This is a genomic window from Huintestinicola butyrica, from assembly GCF_025567215.1.
Lineage (GTDB): Bacteria > Bacillota > Clostridia > Oscillospirales > Ruminococcaceae > Huintestinicola > Huintestinicola butyrica.
In genome coordinates this window covers 62617-83606 of record NZ_JAOQKB010000005.1, presented here as the reverse complement: position 1 = coordinate 83606, position 20990 = coordinate 62617, and the positions used below count along the sequence as shown (strand labels likewise).

General features: G+C 48.6%; 20 protein-coding genes. 15 read left to right on the top strand and 5 right to left on the bottom strand.

Annotated features, from left to right (window positions below; all coding sequences use genetic code 11):
* Positions 1-258 precede the first annotated feature (258 nt).
* The 8 genes from OCV68_RS07240 to OCV68_RS07205 all read left to right on the top strand — a co-directional run bounded on the left by OCV68_RS07240 (position 259) and on the right by OCV68_RS07205 (position 7355).
* Complete coding sequence (locus OCV68_RS07240) at positions 259-861, top strand: energy-coupled thiamine transporter ThiT (protein ID WP_022474766.1); 603 nt, start codon at positions 259-261, stop codon at positions 859-861.
* A 94-nt stretch (positions 862-955) separates the two neighbouring features.
* On the top strand, positions 956-1351 hold the full coding sequence (locus OCV68_RS07235) for a hypothetical protein (RefSeq protein WP_262571804.1): 396 nt from the start codon (positions 956-958) through the stop codon (positions 1349-1351).
* Positions 1352-1583: 232 nt separating this feature from the next.
* Complete coding sequence (glmM, locus tag OCV68_RS07230; protein WP_022474767.1) at positions 1584-2969, top strand: phosphoglucosamine mutase; 1386 nt, start codon at positions 1584-1586, stop codon at positions 2967-2969.
* A 421-nt stretch (positions 2970-3390) separates the two neighbouring features.
* Positions 3391-4146, top strand: a complete 756-nt coding sequence (locus tag OCV68_RS07225; RefSeq protein WP_147622675.1) for a YveK family protein — start codon at positions 3391-3393, stop codon at positions 4144-4146.
* A 45-nt stretch (positions 4147-4191) separates the two neighbouring features.
* Positions 4192-4956, top strand: a complete 765-nt coding sequence (locus OCV68_RS07220; protein WP_262571801.1) for a CpsD/CapB family tyrosine-protein kinase — start codon at positions 4192-4194, stop codon at positions 4954-4956.
* Between the two features lie 5 nt (positions 4957-4961).
* Entirely contained in the window at positions 4962-5657 is a 696-nt protein-coding gene (locus OCV68_RS07215) for a tyrosine-protein phosphatase (protein WP_262571800.1), read from the top strand.
* 46 nt (positions 5658-5703) lie between these two features.
* Positions 5704-6330: a hypothetical protein gene (locus OCV68_RS07210; RefSeq protein ID WP_262571798.1), complete on the top strand. Its 627-nt coding sequence runs from the start codon at positions 5704-5706 to the stop codon at positions 6328-6330.
* Between the two features lie 20 nt (positions 6331-6350).
* Positions 6351-7355, top strand: a complete 1005-nt coding sequence (locus tag OCV68_RS07205; RefSeq protein WP_262571796.1) for an LCP family protein — start codon at positions 6351-6353, stop codon at positions 7353-7355.
* A gap of 10 nt (positions 7356-7365) precedes the next feature.
* Here the strand turns inward: OCV68_RS07205 and OCV68_RS07200 are convergent, their stop codons facing one another.
* From OCV68_RS07200 to OCV68_RS07190, 3 genes are read right to left on the bottom strand one after another with little or no spacing between them, the layout of a single operon-like run.
* Positions 7366-8145, bottom strand: coding sequence for an ABC transporter ATP-binding protein (locus tag OCV68_RS07200; protein WP_022474773.1), 780 nt, complete (start codon positions 8143-8145; stop codon positions 7366-7368).
* Complete coding sequence (locus tag OCV68_RS07195) at positions 8142-9167, bottom strand: FecCD family ABC transporter permease (protein WP_262571793.1); 1026 nt, start codon at positions 9165-9167, stop codon at positions 8142-8144. Before OCV68_RS07195 ends, OCV68_RS07200 begins: the two co-directional genes overlap by 4 nt.
* A 53-nt stretch (positions 9168-9220) precedes the next feature.
* Positions 9221-10351 carry an ABC transporter substrate-binding protein gene (locus OCV68_RS07190; protein WP_262571791.1) on the bottom strand — a complete coding sequence of 377 codons (1131 nt, stop codon included), beginning with the start codon at positions 10349-10351 and terminating at the stop codon, positions 9221-9223.
* A 697-nt stretch (positions 10352-11048) separates the two neighbouring features.
* Between OCV68_RS07190 and OCV68_RS07185 the strand changes: the two genes are divergently transcribed.
* The 7 genes from OCV68_RS07185 to pnuC all read left to right on the top strand — a co-directional run bounded on the left by OCV68_RS07185 (position 11049) and on the right by pnuC (position 17382).
* On the top strand, positions 11049-12152 hold the full coding sequence (locus OCV68_RS07185; protein WP_262571789.1) for an ABC transporter substrate-binding protein: 1104 nt from the start codon (positions 11049-11051) through the stop codon (positions 12150-12152).
* A gap of 20 nt (positions 12153-12172) precedes the next feature.
* Positions 12173-13207, top strand: coding sequence for a FecCD family ABC transporter permease (locus tag OCV68_RS07180; protein WP_262571787.1), 1035 nt, complete (start codon positions 12173-12175; stop codon positions 13205-13207).
* Between the two features lie 4 nt (positions 13208-13211).
* Positions 13212-13964 (top strand): ABC transporter ATP-binding protein, encoded by a 753-nt coding sequence (locus OCV68_RS07175; protein ID WP_022474778.1) that lies wholly within the window; start codon positions 13212-13214, stop codon positions 13962-13964.
* Between the two features lie 495 nt (positions 13965-14459).
* Complete coding sequence (locus OCV68_RS07170) at positions 14460-15140, top strand: NUDIX hydrolase (RefSeq protein WP_262571786.1); 681 nt, start codon at positions 14460-14462, stop codon at positions 15138-15140.
* A gap of 21 nt (positions 15141-15161) precedes the next feature.
* Positions 15162-15653, top strand: coding sequence for an NADAR family protein (locus OCV68_RS07165; protein ID WP_262571785.1), 492 nt, complete (start codon positions 15162-15164; stop codon positions 15651-15653).
* An 18-nt stretch (positions 15654-15671) separates the two neighbouring features.
* Entirely contained in the window at positions 15672-16676 is a 1005-nt protein-coding gene (locus tag OCV68_RS07160) for an AAA family ATPase (RefSeq protein ID WP_262571783.1), read from the top strand.
* Between the two features lie 19 nt (positions 16677-16695).
* On the top strand, positions 16696-17382 hold the full coding sequence (pnuC, locus tag OCV68_RS07155) for a nicotinamide riboside transporter PnuC (protein ID WP_147622664.1): 687 nt from the start codon (positions 16696-16698) through the stop codon (positions 17380-17382).
* Positions 17383-17450: 68 nt separating this feature from the next.
* Here pnuC and polA read toward each other — a convergent pair whose 3' ends face one another.
* Together polA and OCV68_RS07145 are read right to left on the bottom strand one after the other, a co-directional pair.
* Positions 17451-19982 carry a DNA polymerase I gene (gene polA / locus OCV68_RS07150; protein WP_262571781.1) on the bottom strand — a complete coding sequence of 844 codons (2532 nt, stop codon included), beginning with the start codon at positions 19980-19982 and terminating at the stop codon, positions 17451-17453.
* Positions 19983-19999: 17 nt separating this feature from the next.
* Positions 20000-20917, bottom strand: a complete 918-nt coding sequence (locus OCV68_RS07145; RefSeq protein WP_262571779.1) for a hypothetical protein — start codon at positions 20915-20917, stop codon at positions 20000-20002.
* Positions 20918-20990: the final 73 nt, after the last annotated feature.

Here is a 20990-nt window from a genome sequence, read left to right as displayed (position 1 = left end):
TCTTGCATTGCAGGAGCGTTTGTTATATAATGATATACATTGAGATACGGGTGCCGAATGTTTTTCGGCTGAGATAGGGCAAATTGATGTTCTGACCGAACCTGATATGGGTAATGCCAACGTAGGGAAATATGCTCGGTTTTATGCGTATGCCTATTGGCGTGCGCTTTTTTTATGTTTTCATTTGTTTTATGAATACATATTGTTTGCTTGTGCATATCGTATCGCAAAATACATATCCGAAAGGAAAAAAGAAAAATGAAAAACTCAAAGGTACAGGTATTGGTCGAAGGTGCTGTAATGGTCGCTCTGGCGGCTGTTCTCAGCTTTATCCGTGTGTACAGACTTCCGTGGGGCGGCTCCATCACACTGCTCTCCATGCTCCCCATCGCTGTTTACAGCATCAAGAGGGGCTTAAAGGCAGGCTTTGCGGCTTCCTTTGTGTTCTCGCTGTTCCAGCTTTTCCAGGGCATCACCGACGGACTTTTCGGCTGGGGACTTACCCCTGTAATGCTCATTGCCTGCATTCTGCTTGACTATGTTCTCGCATACACCTCTCTCGGCATTGCGGGCATTTTCAGAAACAAGGGCGCAGCAGGCTGGCTGGGCGGAACTATTCTGGCAGTGTTCATCAGATTTTTGTTCCACTTCCTCAGCGGCGTTGTTATCTGGCACTCCTACGGCGAGCTGTGGAACGGCTTCTCCACCGACAATACAGTTCTCTACAGCCTGCTTTACAACGGCTCATATATGCTCCCCGAGATGATCTTCACAGGCATCGGCGCATATGTGCTTTTCAAGGTCCCTCAGACAAGAAAGCTCCTCAAGGGAGATATTGCCGAGACTGAAAAGGCTGAATGAGCAAAGCGTTAGGAATACGCTGATCGGGTCTTTACAAAGCAAGCCCAAAGTGGTATAATTTTATTGCATATTATTATATCACAAAGGGGTTGGCATGGTGAAAATTGACTTCCATAAAGAAATTAAAATCATTCCTTTGTATAAAGTCGTTTTGCCCAGCATAATTTCTTACATAATTGTGATAATAGCATATTTCGGCGGGGAGGACGGTTTGTTTTTCCTTGTATCATGGATGATTGATCCGTTTGTATTCCTCTATATTCCTTTTGTGCAAAGGGCTTGGTGCAACAAAGAAAAAAGCCATTGTAAAAACATACATTTATTGATCTGGTTTTTGATTCAGATTGCTTTTGGCATTATTGTACTTTCAGCGATGTACAATGGAACCCCTTATTGGGATTGTCTGGAATTGTATATGAGATGGACTTTCTGGGCTTCAATTTATAACATTATTTCAGGCATTATTTGCTTTGTGATTATAATTAAATGATACTGAACTTGCAAGATCCCTGCTTCGGCGGGGATCTTTTTCGTTTTCGGAAGAATATTTACATATATCCGGTGTGGGATAACTATATTTATAGAGGCGAAGTGTGAATAATCACCCTCACCCTATTGACATAAACGTTTAATTGGGTTAAAATTGTGATATGTTTACACTGGATTTTATTGCTGAGCTGATATGATCAGGGCAATACTGTAGAATGAGAGAGGTAAAGAAAATGGGCAGATATTTCGGAACAGACGGCTTCAGAGGAGAAGCAAACGAGAACCTTACGGCAGACCATGCCTACAAGGTAGGTCGTTTTCTGGGCTGGTATTACGGCGAGCTAAAAAGGCAGAAGGGCGATGATACCCCTGCAAAAATAGTTATCGGCAAGGACACACGCCGTTCAAGCTATATGTTTGAATATTCCATCGTCGGCGGACTTACCGCTTCGGGAGCGGACGCATATCTGCTCCATGTTACCACCACCCCATCTGTTGCATATATTGCAAGGGTTGATGAGTTTGACTGCGGCATTATGATATCCGCCAGCCACAACCCATACTATGACAATGGCATAAAGCTTATCAACGGAAACGGCGAGAAAATGGACGAGGAGACCATTTCTCTCGTTGAGGATTACATCGACGGCAAGCTTGAAGTGTTCGGACAGAAGTGGGAGGAAGTTCCCTTTGCCCACCGTGAGCACATCGGCTGCACTGTTGACTACATTTCGGGCAGAAACCGCTATGTGGGCTACCTTATTTCCCTCGGAATGTACTCTTTCAGGGGCATGAAGGTGGGACTTGACTGCGCAAACGGCAGCTCGTGGAACATTGCAAAATCCGTCTTTGACGCTCTGGGCGCAAAGACTTATGTTATAAACGCTTCCCCCGACGGCACCAATATCAACATGAACGCAGGCTCCACACACATTGAGGGACTTTGCAAATATGTGGTGGAAAACGGTCTTGACGTGGGCTTTGCTTACGACGGCGATGCTGACCGCTGCCTGTGCGTTGATGAAAAGGGAAATGTTATCTCGGGCGACCACATTCTTTACATATACGGCGCATACATGAAAGAGCGTGGCAAGCTGCTCAACAATACTGTCGTTACTACTGTAATGTCCAACTTCGGTCTGTACAAGGCATTTGACGAGCTGGGCATAGGATACGCAAAGACCGCCGTTGGCGACAAGTACGTGTATGAATATATGACCAAGAACAGCTGCCGAATAGGCGGCGAGCAGAGCGGACACATCATCTTCTCCAAGTATGCTTCCACAGGCGACGGTATCCTTACCAGCCTCAAGATGATGGAAGTTATGATGGCAAAGAAGAAAAAGATGAGCGAGCTTGCGGAGCCTTTGAAGATATATCCCCAGGTGCTGGAAAATATCCGTGTTACCGATAAAAAGGCTGCCCAGCAGGACGGCGATGTTCAGGCTGCGGTCAAGGCTGTGGCGCAGGAGCTTGGCGAGAGCGGACGCATACTTGTCCGTGAATCGGGAACAGAGCCTCTGGTGCGTGTAATGGTGGAAGCCGCCGATGAGGACATCTGCCGCAGATATGTTGACAGTGTTATTAACGTTATCCGCAGCAAGGGCTACGAGGCGTAATGCAGTGACGGTGCGCTTGGCTTCCCAAAGGCAAAAGTTTGTGAAAAATGTCAACAGATGAATGTTAAGGGAACTTGACATTAAAGCTGTGATGTGCTATAATCATTGTGATAAGCGGCGTTATTAAACAAGAGCTTATCTTTGAATGTCAACTTTCGATATGGAAGGCGGAGCTGTCTCGTTTCCGTTAAGCGGAATGGGGCAGAAGATCGGACGATAATGCTTCGTAAATGCTCTTTTGTTGAAAAAATATAGATTTTTTATTGGCGAGACCCGAAAATCAGCAAAATTGCAGTCATTATTTTTGTCGATGTAGCTTGATTTTTTGTTAATAATATGTTATACTAAATCTGAACATTACGTGCAGACTGTATTGTGTGGACAGCATTATACGTCAATCAAAAGGAGAATTATAATTTCCATGACCGATAAAGCAACAGATAACGATTATTATGTGATTGACCTGCTGTACCTTGCAAAGTGCGTCTGGCACAGAGCTTGGTTAGTTGTGCTGGCAACTATTGCAGCGGCGGCTATAGGCTTTGCCTATTCGGCTTTCATAATCCAGCCCAAGTATTCTTCGTCAATACTTCTTTATGTAAACAACAGCTCTATCAGCGTGGGCAATACAAGCTTCAGCATCAGCTCCTCCGAGATAACTGCTGCCCAGAGCCTTGTAAAGACCTACACCATTATCCTCAACAACCGCACCACTCTTGAAGAGGTCATTGAAAGGTCTCAGGTGCCCTATACATATGAGGAGCTCAGTCAGATGATCGAGGCAGGCCCTGTAAACAACACCGAGATCATGAGCGTAAAGGTCACTTCCACTGACCCTTACGAGGCTGCAAAGATAGTCAACTGCATTGCAGAGGTGCTTCCCAAGAGAATTTCCGTTATTATCAACGGAACCTCAATGGAAGTTGTTGATGCAGGTGTTCCCGATCTTCAGAAGGTATCTCCCAGCATTACAAAATATACCGCAATGGGTATGTTCATAGGTGCTGCGGTCTCCATATTCATAATCGTTCTGCTTGCCATTATGGACAACACTATCCACGATGAGGATTATGTTCTCCAGACCTATGGCTTCCCCGTGCTTGCAAAGGTACCCGATCTGGTGGATTCAGGCTCGGGCAAGAGCAAATACGGCTACTATGCTTCTTACGGCAAGTAAGGCTTCGATGTGAAAATGAATGGATAAGGCGGGTAATATAAAATAATGGCGAAAACAAAAAAGCACCAGCTTGCTGTTACCGATAAAAAAACGCTGCACCAGAACCTTAGCTTTGTTGCCAAGGAACAGTACAAGATGCTGCGTACAAATCTTAACTTTGTCCTTCCCGATGACCTGAAATGCCCCATAATCGGCGTTACAAGCTCGGTAAGAGGCGAGGGAAAGAGCACGATTGCTATAAATCTTGCCTATGCTCTTGCAGAGGACGGAAAGACTGTACTGCTCATAGACGGCGACCTTCGTCTCCCCAGTATCGCAAAGAAGCTGGGATACAAGAATCAGCCGGGACTTACGGATTTCCTCCAGGGCGGCGATACCAAGGTGTATAAGACCAATATACACGAAAACTGGTACGTCATGATGTCGGGAAATATCCCTCCCAACCCCTCTGAGCTGCTTGGCTCCGCAAAGATGGAGAAAATGCTGCACATGATGGCAGACAGGTTCGATTACATAATCATTGACCTGCCCCCCGTAAATGTGGTAACAGATGCTCTTGCAATATCAAAGCTTATATCGGGCATGATACTTGTTGTCCGTGAGGAATATGTTGAAAAGCGTGAGCTTGATAACTGCGTAAGGCAGCTGAAGCTCTCAAACGTAAACGTGCTTGGCTGCGTTATGAACAATGCCAAGGACGAAAAGGCAGCCTACGGTAAATACAGCAAATACGGCAAATATAAAACCTACTATTATCAGCAGCCTGAGAGCGAGGAGCTTCCCGGCGCTGAGACCGTTACTGAAAGCTGATAAGAATGATAGATATTCACAGTCATATACTTCCCGGCATTGACGACGGCAGCAAAAATCTCCGAATGAGCTTGGGGCTTATAGATATGCTCATAGATCAGGGCATTGATACCGTGGCGGCAACTCCCCATTTTTACGCCGACAGGGTGTCCGTGGAGAAGTTTTTGTCAAGGCGGCAGAGGGCTTACGAAAGTCTGGCGGAAGCGCTGGAAAATACGCCTAAAGCCCCAAAGATACTTCTGGGAGCAGAGGTTGCCTATTATTCGGGCATCAGCTCACTTGAAGGCCTTGACTCCCTTTGCATCGGGGACAGCAGCACATTGCTGCTGGAAATGCCCTTGTCAGCATGGAGCGAGTATATGATAAGCGAGGTCCTTAACATTTCCTGCTCGGGGATAACGGTGGTCATAGCTCACATCGAGCGCCCTCTCCCAAGGCAGAAAAAGGAAAATATATGGAGGCTCATTGAAAACGGAGTTGTGATACAGTCCAATGCTTCGTTTTTCAACAGCGTGGTAACAAGAGGAAAGGCAATGCGCCTGCTCCGCAGCGGTTTTATACATCTGCTGGGGTCGGACTGCCACAATCTTACCGACCGCCCTCCTGATATCGGCAGCGCATATGAGCATATAGAGAAAAAGCTTGGCAGGTCTTATGTCGAGCGCATTACCGAAACGGGAAATGCCCTGCTTGGTCTCTGAGACTCTTAACTTACATAAAAATGAAATACAGAAAGGAAAATGAACGATGAAAACTAAAAAGATATTAGCATTTGTTATGGCTGTTGCCGCAACCTTCGTATGCTCCGCAAGCGCATTTGCCGCTAACGGCGAAATTGTTTACAGCCCTTCACATCACGGTCCCGAGGCTGATACTTCCACATCAGGCTCCGCAACCGCAGGCACAACTACTCCATCTACCTCCACAAAGGACGATGAGCAGGGCAGCACTGCTGCCAACACCGAGGAACATGACAAGTACAAGGCTTACGGTTATTCCAAGCGTTCCGCTCTTACTGCAAAGCAGAGGAGAGAGTTTACAAAGTGCTACAATGATGTAAAGAAGCACACCGACCTTACCGAGCTTACCGAGGATATTGCCGATATTGCTGAAGAGCAGGGTCTTGACGTTTCCGATCTCGCTGTAAGCGATATCTTCTATTCCGTACTTCCCAAGGACAAGAAGAGCGGCACAAGAGTAAGAGTAAAGGCTCCCAACCTTGACAAGTTCGTTGCACTTCTCTGCTACTCCAACGGCCAGTGGAGCGTTGTAAAGGACGCTAAGGTAAACGCTAACGGCAAGCTGGTATTCAAGACCAAGAAGGCTGCTGCTTACGCTATCGTTATCGACACTACAGAGGAAGACGCTGAATAATTTCAGCCCGATAAATTATTATGAATAAAACAAGAGAATCCGATAAGTCACGCATACGGAAGTATGCGGCCGTGGTTCTCGTGTGTGTACTGATCTTTATTGCTGCCTTGGTGATCCTGAATTTATGGGAAAAGCGCCAAGGCACTTTTCTTGGGGAGAACACTGCGGGAACTACTGCAAATATCACCGTGGACGGGGAAAAATATGTTCTCAACAAGAATATCCAGACTTTCCTTATAATGGGTCTTGACAAGTTTGAGAGCGATATTGATGACACCTCATACGACAATGACCAGCAGGCGGATATGCTCCTGCTGCTGGTGCTGGACGATGAGAAAAAGACCTGCAACATAATCCAGATAAACCGTGACACTATGGTCAAGGTTGGTGTTCTGGGCGTTGCGGGACAAAGGATAAACACTGTTACCGAGCAGATAGCCCTTGCCCATACCTACGGCAACGGCAGGGAGCAGAGCTGTCTTAACACGTCAGAGGCTGTTTCGGGACTGCTGGACGGCATAAAGGTGGATCACTATATGTCCGTCACAATGGACGCTGTGCCTGTGCTGAACGATCTGGTGGGCGGTATTGAGGTAACTGTCCTTGATGATTTCGGCGACTATGACCCTACTCTCATAAAGGGCGAGACTGTTACGCTAAAAGGCGAGCAGGCTCTCCACTATGTCCGCGGAAGAATAGGCGTTGGCGACAACAGCAACCTGTCACGAATGGCAAGGCAGCGTGAATATATGGACGCTTTCTTTAGCAAGGCACGCACGCTTATGGATGGCGATGACAGCTTTTCCGCTGATGTTATGACAAGTCTTGCAGGCTATATGATCTCCGACTGCACCGTCAGCAAGCTCCAGGAGCTGTCGAAAAAGGCAGGGGAGTATGAGCTGGGCGAGATATATGCCATGGAGGGCGAAGCCGTGGTGGGAGAAGAATTTATGGAGTTTTATCCCGATGAAGCGGCGCTGAACTCGCTTATAGCAAAGCTTTTTTATGTAAAGGAAGAAGAATAAAAAAATGCTTTCATTCCGACCAGAATGAAAGCATTTTTTTCATATATGACGGCACATCAAAGCCGTATATCTGTGATATTTTATCGCTCCTGCAAATGTCCCGACAGCTGCCATCCGCTATCTTTTTTCCGCCGTCCATAAGCATCATTCTGTCCGATGCGGCAGCACAAAGGCTCAGGTCATGGAAAACTGCCACTGCTGCTCCTCCCGAGGCTGTCCAGTCACGCATAAGCGCTATAAGCTCAGGCTGGCCCGAAAGGTCGATATGGTTTGCAGGCTCGTCCAGCAATATTATTTTCGGCTGCTGGGCAAAGGTCTTTGCCAGAAACACCCTTTGGAGCTGACCGCCCGAAAGCTCGCCGATATACCGTGATGACAGGTTTGATATCCTGGTTTTCTCCATACATTCCTTTACTATCCGCACATCTTCCGCATCGGGAGAGGCGAATGCGCCTGTCATATAGGGGTATCGGCCCATCATCACCGTATCGAAAACGGTGTATGACCCGAACGCTCCCCCTGCGGAGGTCTGAGAGAAAAGAGCTATCTTTTTGGCAAGCTCACGCCTGTTTTTGCCCATAAGCGGTGAGATGTCCTCGCCCTCTATCTCGATATGCCCCGAAGAGGGCTTTATTATCCCGCACAGGCAGCGCAGCAGAGTTGTTTTTCCGCAGCCGTTTTTTCCCGCAACGGACAATATCTCGCCGCTTTTTAGTTCAAGAGAAACGCCGCTGACAATATCGCCGCTGCCGTATCCGCAGGATATATTTTCCGCTTTCAGTAGCGTCATTGGCTGTTCCTCCTTTTCTTGAAGAATACGTAGGCGAAAAACGGTGCTCCCACAAGCGCCGTGACCGTACCAACGGGCAGCTCGGAGGGAGCTGTTACCGTTCTTGCGGCAATGTCGCAGATGACCATGAACGTGCCGCCCACCACTGCGGACATGGGTATAACAACGCTGTGCTTTGCGCCGAATATGCGGCGGACTATCTGGGGAGCTATCATATCCACAAAGCCGATAACGCCCGAAAATGCCACTGCCGTTCCCGTAAGGACGGACATTATTATCAGCAGAAAGCGCCTTGTGCCTGTGGGGTCAATGCCTGCGGAAGCAGCCTGCTCATCGCCGAAGCTCATAAGGTCAAGCTCCTTGGAGCGGCGCATATAAATGAAAATGCAGATCACGGACACCACCGCCACCACTGCACAGCTGCTCCAGCCACGGCCCGAAAAGCTGCCTGTCTGCCATTTGAGTATCTGCTTGTATTTTTCCCCTGCCAGATTTGCCATAATGTTTACTATGGCGCTGATGAAAAGTGACAGTACCATTCCCGTAAGGACGATGGTGCTGCTTTCGAAATTCTTGTCTATGCGGGAGGTGAACGCCACCGCCGCAAACATGGTCAGAAGAGCAAACACAAGACCTGCCGCTGCAAGGGTGAACTGCCCCAGAAATGTAAATCCCGCTGCGATAACAAGCCCTGCGCCGAATGAAGCTCCGCTGGAAACGCCCAGGGTGTAGGGGGAGGCAAGGGGATTGCGCAGCACCGACTGCACCGCCGCACCGCTGGCGGATAGGGCTGCTCCCGTGAGAAATGCCAGCACAACTCTTGGCATTCTTATGTCTGTGATGATGTTCACGGTGGTGATCGGCATATCCTCGGGCAGCTGCGCACCGAAGAAACGCACGCCTATAGCGGTGAAAATTTCACCCGGGGAGATGTTCACCGAGCCTATGCCGATACCCAGCACTATTGAAACAACGGCGCAAAAAAGCGCACAGATTATAGGAAAATGCCTCTTGCGGTACATACACTCATTCCTTTCATCTGTGCGCTTTATATTATTATTGTTTTTAGGCAATATTATGCAGCAGCGTCAAGCTCAGTCTCAGCTTCTGCTTCAGCAGTTTCTTCACTGCCTGCCTCAACGATGTCGGACTCAAGGTCAGTACTGCCGAGATCGCTGTAAACATCGGGATAAATGATCTGAGCCATAATGCGGATACCCTCAACAACGTTCTGGGAAGGTCTGCTTACGGGGTTAGGCTCTACCTGATATACCTGATGATTCTTTATGGCAGAAATATTCTCCCAGCCCTCTCTGCTGTAGATCTCGTTGTAGTCATAACCATCATACTTAACGCTGGTGATGATAACATCGGGATCGGCAGCGATAACGCTTTCATCGGTGTTGTTTATCCAGCCGCTCTCGGAGCTGTAGATGTTCTCTGCGCCGATAAGGTCAAGGATATCATCTGCAAATGTGTCGGAGCCGCAGGTGTACATAGAGGGAGCTGCGGAAACCTCAAAATAAACCTTTTTCTTTTCTGTGATGTTCTGAGAAAGCTCAACCACCTCAGCAATGACATCGGACATACCCATAAGCAGCTCGTCAGCCTTTTCATCAGTGTCTGTGCATTCAGCAATAAATCTGATATCGTCCATAACGCCCTGAACGGACTCGGAAGAGGGAACGTAAAGCACCTGAACGCCTGCGTCCTTGAGAGCGGAGTAAGGATCGTCCGCACCTGTCATGGAAATGCCGTTGATGATAACAGCATCGGGGTTCATGGCAGCAATGGCTTCAATATCAAGATTGTAGAAGTCAAGAGTGCATATGGAGGGGTCAATGCCCTCAACATCAGCGGAATAAGCGTCAGCAGCGATTATCTTGTCGCCAAGGCCAAGTCCTACCAGTATCTCGGTAACGGAGGGAGCACCCGAAACGATGGTGTTTATCTCACCCTTGATCTCGACAGTTCCGCCCTCTCTGTCGTTTACCACCTTAACGCCGTCCTCGGCAGCTTCGGAGGTTTCTTCTGAAGTTTCGGCTGAAGTATCTTCAGCAGATGTCTCCTCAGCGGGAGTTTCCTCAGCAGCGGAGATCTCAGCAGTTGTTTCGCTTGTACTGTCGGAAGCGGTATTGCCGCAGGCAGTCATGGAAACAGCGGTCATTGCGGCAATAAGGAGCGCAGCAATTCTGTTCTTTTTCATTTTTTACCAATCCTCTCAATATCCGCCGACCTTTCCACTGACGGCGGGAAATCATATTGACATTATAGCATATTTTCAACAAATGTCAAGCACTGCGGCGTTTTGGTGATAAAAAGGGAGATCTTTCAGGGAGCGGAGCTTGAATGGACTTATATGCAAAAATGAATTTCTGAGATATAAAACTTGCAAAATTGCTGCCTTGCAATGATCTTTATCTATGAATCAAACCAAATGTTCATATATAGTCTTTACAGCGTGCATAAGGTTTAAGACTTTTTTGCAGAATAAACAAGTATCGGGTGGAAATATACGGCTTTTTCTGTGGTATTCCGCATTGACAAGCTGTTAGCAGGGGGTATATAATAAAACCATCAAATCAAAATATAACGTTTTTCTTCATCTGCCGCATTCGGCAGAACACGGAATTGAGTGAGCGGACGGCTTTCGTCGGCAAGTCTCAGCGAGTCGGTCACTGTGAAGCCCTTTGGGGATAAGTCAGATACGTGGAAGGAAAGCGGTGCCTCTGCCGTCACCGGAGGTCACGCCCGAACTTGCTCTTTCTCGGTTTTGCCGCACAGAGAAGCTTTCCTATGGGAATGCTTTGCCTGTTGGCAGATGCCGTATGATATGGCTTTTCAAAGCGTGTCCCGATGTGCGGGGCACGCTTTTTTGATAATACCGAGAGGAGAGGTTTTTTATGGAAAAGAGAAGGATAAAGGCTGCAGCATCATTTGTGCTTGCACTGGGAATGGTATTGTCCGCAGCAGGCTGTTCATCTGAGAACACTGCCGCTTCCGACACATCAGCAGCTTCGGAGGCTGTAACGGACGCATCTGCCGACACAACAGCCGCTGACACAACAGAATCGGACGCAGCTGCCGACACCGAAGCGGACACAGAGGCTTCCGAGGACAGCGCCGAGAGCGGCTTCCCTTTTGAGCTTGTTACAAATGACGACCAGGTAGTTACCTTTACAAAGGTTCCCGAGACTGTGCTTTCCACAAACGTTAACGTCGGCGATGAGCTTATGGCTCTGGGTCTTGGCGACAAGATCGTTGGTACCTGCAGCAATAACTCCCGTGTAAATCCCCTTTACAGAGAGGAATACGAGGCTATCCCCGAATTTTCCGAGAAGCAGCCTTCTCTGGAAGCTATACTTGACCTTTCTCCCGACTTTGTTTACGGCAGAAGCAGCGCATTCAGCGAGAAGAACAACACCACTCACGACACCCTTTCAAGCTACGGCATAATGTCCCTTTCCTCTATTGAGGGCTACAAGCTGGGCGCTGACCTTGACGACGTTTATCAGGATTTCTACAACCTGGGCAGAATTTTCCAGGTAGAGGATCGTGCGGAAGAAGTTGTTAACGGCATGAAGGAAAAGGTTGCCGAGGTTGAAAAGAAGATCGAAGGCACTGAGCCTGTTAGAGTTTTCGTATTTGACTACCTTGCAGATGACGGCCCTTACACCTGCGGCAACAACTTCACCGCACAGCTTATACGTCACGCAGGCGGCGAGAACATCTTCATTGATATGGACACCACATGGGCAACCGTAAGCTGGGAGTCCGTTATCGAGCGTGACCCCGAGGTCATCATCATCAACGACTACGGCTCTCATTCCCTTGAAGAGAAGCTTTCTCAGCTCAAGGACGACCCCGCTCTTGCTGATATCAGCGCTATCAAGAATGACAGAATTATCTCCGTTACACTCTGCGAGTCCTTTGCAAGCTCCATGACAGCCGATACCATCGAGAAGTTCGCCAAGGCTTGCCACCCCGAGTGCTTTGAAGAAGAATAATGAAAGGCTTCAGTAATTTTGTGCGCAAACACACAGGCCTTTGTTGTGTGATACTGGCAGTGCTGCTTGTGTTTTCCGTCATTGCAGGAATCAGTCTGGGACCTGTAAATATCCCGTTCAGAGATGTGTGGCGGATAATATTCAACAAGCTTTTCGGCAGCGGAAATATCGACGATATCAAAACAGGAACGCAGAACATCGTGTGGTTCATAAGAATACCGAGAGTTCTGCTGGGACTGGCTGTAGGCGGCGGACTTACCCTTTCTGGCGTGGGAATGCAGGCGTTTACCAAAAACCCCCTGGCGGAGCCTTATGTGCTGGGTATTTCCAGCGGTGCCTCCGCAGGTGCGGTGCTTGCCATAATCGCCTCGGTAGTCCTCCCCTGGGGAAAGATGAGCATATCCTTCGGCTCATTCGTGGGAGCGCTCCTTTCCATAATCATCGTCTATACACTGTCAAGAAGCGGCGGCGACATTACACCTATCAGGCTGGTGCTTGTGGGCGTGGCTGTGTCTGCCATATTCCGTGCGCTGACAAACTTCATCGTCTATACCGCCCCCAGTGATGCGCAGGTGCGGCAGGCAACATTCTGGATGCTGGGCGGCCTCGGCAGTGCAGAATGGTCTGACCTTATAATCACATATGCGGTGCTGATACCGTCTGCTGTGGTAATGATGATATTCTCCCGCCCACTGAACGCCATGATGATGGGCGACAGCTCGGCTATAACGCTGGGCGTAAACGTAAACGCAGTAAGAAAGCTGCTCATCTTCATCACCGCCGTGCTTACATCCTCTGCCGTTGCGGTCAGCGGATGTATCGGATTTGTGGGACTTATCGTTCCCCACATCGTCCGCTCGGTAACGGGTGCGGATCATTCAAAGGTCATACCCCTTTCGCTCCTGTGCGGAAGCATCTTCATGATATGGGCGGACGTTGCCGCAAGGCTTGTCTGCGCCCCTGCGGAGCTTCCTGTGGGAATACTTACAGCGCTGTTCGGCGGCCCGCTTTTCCTGTGGATGGTCAGAAAGCGCAGATACGAATTCGGAAAGTGATAATATGCTTACAGTAAACGACCTGAAATATTCTGTCGGTAATTATAAGATACTGAACGGTGTGTCCTTCAATGTCAAAGACAAGGAGTTTGTGGGTATAATGGGTCCAAACGGCAGCGGAAAATCCACTGTACTCAAGAATATCTACAAGCTTGCCAAGCCCGACAGCGGCGAGATAACCCTTGACGGAGAAAATGTCCTTGCCATGAGCAACAAGGAGATGGCAAAGCGTGTCTCCGTAGTGGCACAGGAGCACGAAGCCTGCTTTGACTATACAGTTGAAGAGGTAGTGCTTATGGGACGCTATGCGGGCAAAAAGCTTACCGAAAGCTGCGGACAGGAGGACAGGGACGCTGTGGCAAAAGCCCTTGAGACCGTGGGTATGTCGGGGCTTTCCGAAAGAGGATACCTGAGCCTTTCGGGCGGTGAAAAGCAGCGTGTTATCCTTGCCCGTGCCATTGCCCAGAACACCGAGACAATGATACTGGACGAACCTACAAATCATCTGGATATAAAGCATCAGCTTTTTCTGCTGGATTATCTTAAAAACAGCGGAAAAACAGTGCTTACCGTGCTTCACGACCTGCGTCTGGCGGCGCATTACTGTGACAGGATATATCTTCTCCTTGACGGAAATATCGTTGCGGAGGGCAAGCCTGTAGATGTGCTGACCACGGAAAATATCCAAAGGGTCTTTGGAATAAACGGAAAGGCGATAGTAATGCCTGACGGTCAGACGGACTTTCAGATGTTCTGATACTAATCACCAATAAAACTATAGACAAAAAATCATCGCATAATCCATATACGCAAGATTATGCTCAATTTTTTGTATAGTTTTTAATTGGTTCTTAGTATGATATAATAGCCGATGTTCTGTTTCAATACTTCCTGATATAGAAACAGTTTATTGATTGCTCTGAGCAATCGGACAAAAACTCCTGCCGTACAAAAGCACGGCAGGAGTTTTTTGCGTGTGAAAAGGCTATTAAAAGCAGTGATGCAGATAAATGCAAGAGGCGTTCCGTCAGGAACGACGATTTTGGTTTCTGTGGTAAGGCGAAGGTATGGACGAAATCAATTTCATTGTGTTCTTGTCTTTCAAATTCTTGTTTCATACCCACAAATCTAACACTAATATTTGTAACATCTTACAAATCGTTATTTTGTCTCTTGACTTAGTAGTGAAAATATACTATCATATAACTACAGTAAGTTGCAAAGTGATACTAACCCATAAGGACGTGATAATGTGGACTCCGAAAAGGAATTTTTAAGCTCGTACAATAAAAACGAATATGAAAAGCCGTCAGTGGCGGTTGACCTGCTGGTGTTTACCGTAAAGGACGACAGGCTGAAAATAGTTCTGGTAAGGCGAAGCGAGCACCCGTTCAAGGATATGCTTTCCCTCCCCGGCGTTTTCGTGGGTATAAACGAGACCCTTGACGAAGCGGCGGCAAGGGGCGCAAGGGAAGAAGCAGGGCTTGCGGATATTTACTTTGAGCAGCTATACACATGGGGCGATATTGACCGTGACCCTCGAATGAGGATAATCTCGGTTTCGTACCTGTCCCTTACTCCTGCTGAAAAGCTCACCTTATCCGCAGGAAGCCGAACCTCATCAGCAGAGCTTTATGACGTGGAGGAGCTTCTCTCTTCCGATGAAGAGCTTGCTTTCGACCACCGAAGGATCATCGAATACGGCAGGGAGCGGATAAGGAACAAGACAGAATATTCACGCATTGCTTTTGAATTTCTGCCAAAGGAATTTACCCTTCCCCAGCTGCAAAGGGTTTATGAGATACTTCTGGGCAAGCCTCTCTACAAGGCAAACTTCCGCCGCAGGGTGGCTCCCCTTATCGAGGAGACCGAGCGCATGACCTCGGGGGACGCTCACCGCCCCAGCAGGATATACAGAGAAAAACCGGAATGATATTTATAGGAGCGTGACAATATGTACAACATAATCTGCTTCCACAAGCCCGAAGAGCCTAACGGCTTTCTCAGCAACTGGTACATGAGCAGCTTTTCCGATGATGAATACGGAGAATTTTCATCGGCAGAGCAGTACATGATGTACCGCAAGGCGGTGCTTTTCGGCGATGATGAAACTGCCCGACAGGTGATGGTGCTTTCCTCTCCTGCCGAGATAAAGGCGCTGGGCAGGCTTGTTAAGGGCTTTGACCAAAAGCTGTGGGACGAAAACAAATATGAGATAGTTAAGCGTGGGGTACAGCTTAAATTCTCGCAGAATAAGGAGCTTATGGAGCGCCTGCTGAGCTTCGGAGGCTGCGTTTTTGCGGAATGTTCAGTCAGCGACAGGGTGTGGGGGATAGGACTTTCCATGAGCTCTCCCGACCGTTTCAGCGTAAAGAAATGGCGTGGGGAAAATCTTCTCGGCAGGGCGCTTACCGAGATAAGCGGCAACAGCTATCCGATCATATAAAGGCAAGGGGGCAGTATCATGAAATACAGATGCGGAATGTACGGCGGCAGTTTCAATCCTTTGCACATAGGTCATGTGCGGTGCATTATCAGGGCGGCAAATATGTGCGAAAGGCTCATTATCGTAATAAGCAACGGCAGAAAGCGCTGCGAGGCGGATATCCGTGTGCGCTACAGGTGGGTGTATGAGCTTACTCGCCACCTGCCCGATGTGAGGATATTCATTCTTGAGGACGACTGCGGCACAAAGGCTGAATACGGCGAGGCTCAGTGGTTTACGGATGCAGAAAAGGTGAAAGCCTTTGCGGGCGAAAAGATAGATGCGGTCTTCTGCGGCAGCGATTATGACGAAAACAGCTTCTGGAATGTGTGCTATCCCGATGCGGAGCTGGTCATATTCCCCCGTGACGGCATATCCTCCACGGAAATACGAAAGGATATCTACGGTCACTGGGACTGGCTGCCGACAAATGTGCGGTCTTATTACGTCAAAAAAGTCCTGCTTATCGGCAGCGAAAGCACAGGAAAATCCACGCTTACGCAAAATCTTGCCATGCACTTCAATACCAATTTCATGGAAGAGGCAGGGCGTGAGCTGTCTGAGCGGTCGGGTACAGATGAACTGATGATACCCTCGGATTTCCGAGATATACTCCTCACCCACAAGCAGCGTGAGATTGAACTGATAAGATCATCCAACAAGGTGCTTTTCGAGGATACGGACTGCCTTATCACAAAGTTTTTTATAGATTTTCTGGGGGATAAGGAAAATGAGAGAAATTCCGCACTGGCGGAGGCGATATCCCTTTTCAATGAATATGATCTGGTGCTTTTCTGCGAGGCTGACGTTAAGTTTGTGCAGGACGGCGACAGAAGCCCCATAATTGCCGCTGAGCGTGAAAAGTACAGCAATCTTATCAGGGAGATATATGTTTCCCATGGATATTATCCAATATCTCTCAGCGGAAATTATACTGAACGGTATGAAAAGGCGGTAATGCTTGTGGAGGATATGCTCAGGTAAAGATTATAAGGGGGACAATATGATAAAGAAAATAATAAAATATTTCACGCCCTTTCAGTGGGCGGAGGTTCTGGCGGTAACGGGGTTCACGGTGTATTTTGCACTTACGGACGAAATCGGGCTGACATTGTACAATATCCTCAGCGCCTTTGCGGCGATATGCGGCATAAACTGCGTGGTGCTCTGCGCAGCGGGCAAAAAAGCGCAGTATTACTGGGGCTTTGTAAATATTGCGGCATATGTTGCTGTATCGTGGATAAGCAGATTTTACGGCGAGGTGATGCTCAACGCACTGTACTACCTCCCCAGCCAGTTTGTGGGCATATATATGTGGAAGAAGAACATGGAAAAGGACAGTGGCGATACAGTAAAGGGCAGGCGAATGAAGCCACTTCCCGCAGTGCTTCTGCTGATAGGAACGGCTGTGGCTATCGTTCTTTACAAGCTGCTTTTGTCGGCTCTGGGCGGAAGCTCCGCATGGCTCGACAGCGCAAGCACGGTGATATCCATTACCGCAAACCTGCTTATGATAATGCGCTACCGTGAGCAGTGGCTGCTGTGGATAATCGTTGACACGGTAACCGTGCTTATGTGGGCAGGCAAGGGCGACCCTATCATGACCACCATGTGGGCAGTGTACCTTATAAATGCGATATACGGATATATCAACTGGACAAAAATGAGCACGGCAGCGGAGAATACATAAAAAACAGCTGTTCATAAGGCTATGACCTTGTGAACAGCTGTTCGTTTATGTTATATAATTATAATGTGTCAGTGGCACTCAAACCAGCTTCTGCCCATTTCCACATCGGCAGTGAGAGGAATGTCAAGCTTTACAGCATTCCGCATTTCCTCGCCCAGCACCTGCGCCGCACGGGCAGAGTCCTTTTCGGAGGCTTCTATGATAAGCTCATCGTGTATCTGCAAAATAAGGTGAGCGTCCAGCTTTTCGTCTCTCAGCCTGCGGAACACCTTTACCATGGCTATCTTGATGATATCCGCCGCCGCACCCTGCACGGGGGCGTTCATTGCCGCACGCTTGCCGAAGGACTGAATGTTCTTGTTTTTCGCCGCAAGCTCGGGGATATATCTGCGCCTGCCGAATATGGTCTCGGAATAGCCCTTGCTTTCCGCATCGGCAACGGCTTTGTCCATAAATTCCTTTACCTTGGGGAAGTTTGAAAGGTAGCTTTTTATATATCTGTCCGCTTTGGCAACGGAAACGTCGATATCCTTTGCAAGCGAGAATGCGCTTATGCCATATACGATGCCGAAGTTTACCGCCTTTGCCGCACGTCTCATTTCGGGCGTTACCATATCCTCGGGCATTCCGAATACCTGGGCTGCCGTGGAGGTGTGGATATCCTTGCCGCTGATGAATGATTCCTGCATATTTTTGTCGCCGCTGAGATGTGCAAGTATCCTCAGCTCGATCTGGCTGTAGTCCGCATCAATAAGCGTTCTGCCCTTTTCGCTGACGAAGAATTTTCTCATGTTCCGTCCAAGCTCCGTGCGGACGGGGATATTCTGCAAATTTGGTTCCGTGGAGGATATACGGCCCGTTCTGGTCTCGGTCTGCTTGAAAACGGAGTGAATGCGGCCGTCTGCGGAGACTGCCTTTAAAAGCCCCTCAACATATGTGGACTGGAGCTTGGTGTACTGGCGGTACATGATTATCATATCTATAATGGGGTCTTTGTCACGGAGGTTTTCCAGCACGTCCGCATTGGTGGAGTAGCCTGTTTTGGTTTTCTTGCCCGACGGCAGCCCCAGATCTTCAAAAAGCACTGCGCCCAGCTGCTTCGGGGAAGCAATGTTGAACTGCTTGCCTGCACGGAAATATATCTGCTGCTCCAGTCCCTCTATCTCGCCGCAGAGGGTGTTGCCGAACTCCCTTATGCCGTCGGTATCTGCCTTTACGCCGTAAAATTCCATGGAAGCCAGCACCTCGGTGAGGGGCAGCTCCGTTTCGGTGTAAAGCTTTTCCATGCCAAGGTCGGATATTTCTTTGTCAAGACGTGTGCAAAGTCCGCTCAGGGCGGCAATGTCGGCATATTCGCCCAGCTTTTCGTAGGAGGGGCAGCTGTAAAGTGCGCACAGTCCGTTTATGGTGTATTCCGAGGCGGAGGCGTTCAGCAGGTAGCCGGCAATATCGCCGTCGGATACCACATTTTTCAGCTCCGTGCCGTGTTCAAGGCAATATCTGTAGGCAGGCTTTGCACCGAAGGTCTGCTTTTCAAAGCCGCTTGAAAGTAGAGAAAGGATATCCTTTTCGTCCTCAAAGCAGCAAAGCTTTTCGTTGTATGATACATAAAGCTTTGGCTTTTCGCCTGTAACAAAGATGAAAGCAAAGCTGCCGCTTATGTCGTTGACGGACATCTCCGACAGGGTGTATTCTGTCTCGGGAAGCTTTTCTGCTTCTGACGGTGCCTCCGCAGAGGGCTTTATATTCAGCTTTTCCATAAGCTTTGTCATTTCAAGCTCGGTAAGGAGCTGTGAAAGGGCAGCTTCGTCCTTTTCCTTGTAGCTGTAGTCGGCAATGTTTCGGCTTATGGGTGCATCTGTAACAATGGTTGCCAGCCACTTGCTGTCCTTTGCGTCCTGAGCGCCCGCTTCAAGCTTTGCAATGACGGACTTTGTGGCAGTGACCTCGCCCTTGCCCAGCTTTTCATACAGCCCCTCAACGGAGCCGTACTCGGATATGAGCGCCAGTGCGGTCTTTTCGCCTATGCCCTTTACTCCGCTGATGTTATCGGAGCTGTCGCCCATGAGACCTTTCAGGTCGATAAGCTGCTTTGGTTCAAGGCCGTTGTACATCTCGCCGAACTTTTCGGGAGTGCAGCGGATAAGCTCCTTTGTAGTGTGGAGCAGAACGGTCACGTTGTCGGTGATGAGCTGCAGGCTGTCACGGTCGCCCGTAAGGATATATGCACTGTCATTTTCGCCGCAGGAAGCCGCAAGTGTTCCCAGAATATCGTCCGCCTCGAAGCCGGGGCATTCGATAACGCTTATGCCCATATCACGGAGGATATTCTTGATAAGCGGCATCTGCATGGCAAGCTCATCGGGCATACCGTGGCGGTTTGCCTTGTATGCGGCGCTTGCCTTGTGGCGGAACGTAGGCTCTTTCAGGTCGAAAGCCACGGCACAGCAGTCGGGAGAGATATCCCTCGCAGTTTTAAGATAGATGTTCATAAATCCCGTAAGGGCGTTGGTGAACGTGCCTTTTTTGTTGGAAAGCGCCTTTATGCCGTGAAATGCACGGTTCATAATGCTGTTTCCGTCAATAGCCAGCAGCTTCATAGAGTGACCGACCTTTCTTATTTAAAGTATTTGAAATCCTTGGTGAGCATAAGCAGAATGTCAAGGCGGACTTTGTCCCTGAGTTCGGGCTTGACCATATAATAAATGTAGTTTTCCAGAATATTCACATCGGGAACGCTTCTGCCCTCGATCTTGAAATTGCCGTAGCCCATTGGTACATATTTATTGTAAATAGCATCGGGTGAAATATGCAGAGGGGAGTCAACAGTCTGATAAAGCGTCCTCTTCATGCACTGGCATTCAAACGGTTCGGGAATGTAGGGAGTGCCTGTGCGCTTCATCATGTGCTGGGTACAGGCGATCTGGCTCCTGCCGATAGAACGGTAATGGTCGGCTCTGCGCTTGCAGGCAGGGGTGCAGCAGGGATTGATGAGAAGCTCCGCCTTTTCCTTGTGGGGGAGCTTTTCAAGAACATCAAAATTGTTGTTGAAATTATAGTCCAGAACTACGAGGGAGTAGTCCTTTTCCATTTCTGCGGAAAGCTCGTCAAAGTCCTCTATCTGCTTGCAGGTGGAGCTGGTTATGGGCATATCGGGGAACTTGTCCCTGATGTAGTCCTCCAGCATGGGGGAGAACACGATAGCTTCGTTCATGCCGTTGTCCGCAGCCTTTAAAATGGCATTGCACAGCGGGTCGGAGAGGTGCTCCATTTTTATTTCGGGGTTTGTGAGAGTAAAACGGCAGGGAATGCCACGCTTGTTGAACTGGCTGAGTATCTCACGGATAATTCGTGGATCCATGCTGCCCTGGATAAATCTGCCGCCGTTCCAGGTCATATTGGGAAAGCAGCCGTAAACCGAGCCGATCTTTACGCCGTCAACGAAAGCGTCGGGAAATCTTGACATATATTCCGCAAGTGTCAGGTTAAGTCTGAAATGCCTTACAAAATCCGGAAGATGAAATTTTATATCCATATTATAACCACCTTTGAATATTATCGCTCACATACTATTATAACTGAGGTGGGGGTGAATGTCAAGGAGAATA

Excerpts from the sequence above, each read along its gene's own strand:
- OCV68_RS07235 (WP_262571804.1), top strand. The coding sequence starts at position 956 with ATGGTGAAAATTGACTTCCATAAAGAAATTAAAATCATTCCTTTGTAT.
- OCV68_RS07220 (WP_262571801.1), top strand. The coding sequence starts at position 4,192 with ATGGCGAAAACAAAAAAGCACCAGCTTGCTGTTACCGATAAAAAAACG.
- OCV68_RS07195 (WP_262571793.1), bottom strand. The coding sequence starts at position 9,167 with ATGTACCGCAAGAGGCATTTTCCTATAATCTGTGCGCTTTTTTGCGCC.
- OCV68_RS07215 (WP_262571800.1), top strand. The coding sequence starts at position 4,962 with ATGATAGATATTCACAGTCATATACTTCCCGGCATTGACGACGGCAGC.
- OCV68_RS07205 (WP_262571796.1), top strand. The coding sequence starts at position 6,351 with ATGAATAAAACAAGAGAATCCGATAAGTCACGCATACGGAAGTATGCG.
- glmM (WP_022474767.1), top strand. The coding sequence starts at position 1,584 with ATGGGCAGATATTTCGGAACAGACGGCTTCAGAGGAGAAGCAAACGAG.
- OCV68_RS07160 (WP_262571783.1), top strand. The coding sequence starts at position 15,672 with ATGAAATACAGATGCGGAATGTACGGCGGCAGTTTCAATCCTTTGCAC.
- polA (WP_262571781.1), bottom strand. The coding sequence starts at position 19,982 with ATGAAGCTGCTGGCTATTGACGGAAACAGCATTATGAACCGTGCATTT.
- OCV68_RS07210 (WP_262571798.1), top strand. The coding sequence starts at position 5,704 with ATGAAAACTAAAAAGATATTAGCATTTGTTATGGCTGTTGCCGCAACC.
- OCV68_RS07225 (WP_147622675.1), top strand. The coding sequence starts at position 3,391 with ATGACCGATAAAGCAACAGATAACGATTATTATGTGATTGACCTGCTG.
- OCV68_RS07185 (WP_262571789.1), top strand. The coding sequence starts at position 11,049 with ATGGAAAAGAGAAGGATAAAGGCTGCAGCATCATTTGTGCTTGCACTG.
- OCV68_RS07175 (WP_022474778.1), top strand. The coding sequence starts at position 13,212 with ATGCTTACAGTAAACGACCTGAAATATTCTGTCGGTAATTATAAGATA.
- OCV68_RS07145 (WP_262571779.1), bottom strand. The coding sequence starts at position 20,917 with ATGGATATAAAATTTCATCTTCCGGATTTTGTAAGGCATTTCAGACTT.
- OCV68_RS07200 (WP_022474773.1), bottom strand. The coding sequence starts at position 8,145 with ATGACGCTACTGAAAGCGGAAAATATATCCTGCGGATACGGCAGCGGC.
- pnuC (WP_147622664.1), top strand. The coding sequence starts at position 16,696 with ATGATAAAGAAAATAATAAAATATTTCACGCCCTTTCAGTGGGCGGAG.
- OCV68_RS07165 (WP_262571785.1), top strand. The coding sequence starts at position 15,162 with ATGTACAACATAATCTGCTTCCACAAGCCCGAAGAGCCTAACGGCTTT.
- OCV68_RS07190 (WP_262571791.1), bottom strand. The coding sequence starts at position 10,351 with ATGAAAAAGAACAGAATTGCTGCGCTCCTTATTGCCGCAATGACCGCT.
- OCV68_RS07240 (WP_022474766.1), top strand. The coding sequence starts at position 259 with ATGAAAAACTCAAAGGTACAGGTATTGGTCGAAGGTGCTGTAATGGTC.